The organism is Bradyrhizobium jicamae, from assembly GCF_001440395.1.
GTDB classification, from domain to species: Bacteria; Pseudomonadota; Alphaproteobacteria; order Rhizobiales; family Xanthobacteraceae; genus Bradyrhizobium; species Bradyrhizobium jicamae.
Window position 1 is genome coordinate 1 of sequence record NZ_LLXZ01000045.1, and the last position, 2,985, is coordinate 2,985.

Genomic DNA, 2,985 nt, shown 5'->3' on the forward strand with positions numbered 1-2,985 from the left:
CGGGCTTATCGCAAGTTAGTCGAAGAGCGCGCAAAGCAGTTCGGTTTACCGCCCCCCAGCGCCCCGCGCTGAGCGATACATCGGCTTCAACTCAAATCCGGTACGTAGTCTGTTGGCATCGCCGGGACATCGCCGGGATTGGCCGGATCTGTCTTGTTACAATCTGGGCATGGCGCCCCGGCGCCTTCGCACCCGCAGGCCCTTCCGCCCAAGAACGGCCGATCAACGTGGTTCTCGCAAACCCACCGGGTGTTGTCACACCGAGGACAGTACCGCATAACGTGCGCCCTAAAAAAATGCTGACCCAGTCATTGTGTTCCTGGCGATGAACTCGCGCTGCGGAATCGAAAAAGTGAGAGGCAACTAACTTTTGTTGTAGCGGAGATCGTCGCTCGATGCTGACGATTCCGCGTCAGCTTGGGTGAGGGCTGAACCGCCGCAACAGCCTCAGCTCTGAACCCCCGGAGCTGGGGCTTTGGCCCATGATATCCGGAACGAGGGGCTTCGATGCGCCGTTACTATTTTGACGTTCGCGACGACGACACGTTGCAAACTGACGACGAAGGTCGCGAACTATCCTCTTTTGAGGCCATGCAGGAGGAGGCTACCCTCAATCTGGCTGAAATGGCTTTGCATGCGATGGTCAAACGTGGCGCGGACCACCGCATGAGCATTCAAGTCCGGGATGACCGCGGGCCGCTACTGAAGGTCAAGTGCACGTTCGAGATCGAGCGGCTCCAGGAAAGATGACTTCAACGATCTAGTGCGCGCTGCTCGCCCTCGATGGCGCCGGTGCTGATCAGCCATTCTCGGGCCTTGGCGAGTAGGCGATAACACGCCGCGATGTCGGCATATCGCTTCCGCAAAACCTCAACATTGGCCGACGCCGCCAGCTCGTCGAACTCGGCTGCCCACTCAAGGTATTCCGCAACGCTGCGCAACGGGTACCCCTCAGGGGTTCGGCGGCTGCAGACCGGGCAATTGGCCAGTCGTTGATGTCCGCGGCGGTCTCAGCCCGCCGTGCTTTCTTTTCGAGTGCGACCCCCTCGATGCGGCCGGCTGGCAATTTCTCGGCTTCCGAGCGACAGCGCTCGGCCTCTTGCGAGAGCCGATCAGGAAAGCGACAGTTACGTCTTTGAACCCGCGTCCCTGCATCTTGCTGCTCCGCTCTGGGTTGGGGCGGGAGCGCAACCGGCGTTCTCATCACCGATAGCTGCCTACAGGATCGGGCGGTGATGATAGCATTGTCGGGCCCGTCGCCGCCCACAAGGTTATTTTGTTCCTGGATAGGAACTTGTTGGCGCTGTTCATGTGATGCGCAGCGTACCTAGACGGACATTCACACGGTTTTGCCGCTTTTTCCCGACATGATGATTCGGTGCTCGAAAGAGTGCACCTTGCGGAACGGCTCTGGCGCATTTAGCCCCCAGCCCCGCGCCAGAGCCGTTTCTTAAGGTAGGTCCGTCTTCGTGCGGGAACTCCGGCGGCACGTCGGCCCGAGCCGGGGCTGTCCCTAATGGAGGGCTTCCGTCTATGCAGCGATCTCATTCTGAGGTCGTCTTGGAAGTCGTCACCGCGGCGGCGGTGGTCGCGCTCGTCCTGTATGTGCTATTCCCGCCCAACTAGCCATCGATGCCAGACGACCGCGCCGCGTTGGGCGGACAAAATCTACCTATGGGTGGCTCTGGGCGAACAGCTCGGCGCCGGCCGGCGTGAAGGTGATGAAGGTGATGAAGGTCCCGGATTCGTGCATCTTGAGCGAGTCGCGCTCGATGGCCAGCTTTAGGCCGGCGCTGTATTCCGCCCGGCGTGCCTTTGTCGCCGAACAAAAGGCCCTTGAGCTTCTCGATGTAGATCCTGCCATCCTGGATGGGTTCGAAGGCCTGAGCGTGCTCCATGAGACGGCGTGCGGCCTTTTCGGATCAGAGCAGGGGCGATTGCTGGCGTATTTCATCGGGCGGCGCTAATGGCCTTAATCCCCGTTCTTCCTTGTAGCTACTCTTGATTTAATCGAGACGCCAAGTCGTATCGCTGTTCCGTACGAAATCGGGTGCCCGATCCATTGCCTTCGCAATCTGCTCAAGGGTCTTTCCAGATCCGGCTAGCTCCGATAGGCGACGATCTTCCTTGTCGGACCAGCCTTTCTGAATCATCCTTCTATTTCCCCTTCGCCTTCAGCCCCAGCTCCTACAGGCCGGCGGGCTAAAACTTTTGGGAACAATCTGTCGGTCGATTTATCTAACCGTCTGTCTCCAGCTACCGAGCTAAGATGGCCTACTAGTTCACCTGTTGGCTTGTAAATCTTTTGACCTCGGAGGTCGTACAATTTCTTGCCGGACAAGTCGTAAATTTGGGTTTGCACGGATGTCGGCGACGTACTGTCCTTCGCTGTCGAGTATTTTTCCGTCCATTGCGTGTTACTTTTTCGTTGGAGATCAATGCGCACGTTGGCAGTTTTATGCACCGTCTAGATCAATGAAATACACAAACAGGATGTCAGGATCCATTGTGTTTGGCCGTTATCGAGGAAGCGCAGGTGCCCAGCATGGCATCATGGCGGGTTTCTGTCACGACTGCCTGCCTACCACTGACAGCGCTTTCGAAAGCCTGTCCAACAGCAAATCGCATCGTCCGTCCTCTTCTAGATCAAGGGCGAAACAACTCTCGACTATTCGATTGTATCAAGTTTATAGGGGCTGATCCTCGTTCGTAGCTCACCGCCAAGCAGGATCGCGGGCAATCGCGGATCGCGATACCCGAGAGGAGTAATGCGTAACAGCCGCTGCTGTCTCAACCCAGCAGCGGCTTTTTCGTGCCACAGGGCCCTTTCTTTCGCCGGATTTCCGTCACCATCTTTGGTGTGTTCGAATCATCTATGGGGAGAGTGAACGTGGCAATAGGTACTGTGAAGTGGTTCAACGCGACAAAAGGCTACGGATTTATTCAGCCCGAGACTGGCGGCAAGGACGTGTTCGTCCATATCTC

General features: G+C 57.5%; 4 protein-coding genes. 3 read left to right on the top strand and 1 reads right to left on the bottom strand.

Annotated features, from left to right (window positions below; all coding sequences use genetic code 11):
• Positions 1-507: 507 nt before the first annotated feature.
• Positions 508-750: a DUF6894 family protein gene (locus CQ12_RS06800; RefSeq protein WP_057834571.1), complete on the top strand. Its 243-nt coding sequence runs from the start codon at positions 508-510 to the stop codon at positions 748-750.
• A gap of 2 nt (positions 751-752) precedes the next feature.
• Here CQ12_RS06800 and CQ12_RS06805 read toward each other — a convergent pair whose 3' ends face one another.
• Positions 753-941 carry a hypothetical protein gene (locus CQ12_RS06805; protein WP_057834572.1) on the bottom strand — a complete coding sequence of 63 codons (189 nt, stop codon included), beginning with the start codon at positions 939-941 and terminating at the stop codon, positions 753-755.
• Between the two features lie 771 nt (positions 942-1,712).
• On the opposite strand from CQ12_RS06805, the gene CQ12_RS06810 reads away from it, so the two are divergent.
• Entirely contained in the window at positions 1,713-1,967 is a 255-nt protein-coding gene (locus tag CQ12_RS06810; RefSeq protein WP_057834573.1) for a hypothetical protein, read from the top strand.
• Positions 1,968-2,890: 923 nt separating this feature from the next.
• Positions 2,891-2,985 (top strand): cold-shock protein (locus tag CQ12_RS41895; RefSeq protein ID WP_198164086.1); only part of this gene is annotated, 95 nt, incomplete at its 3' end.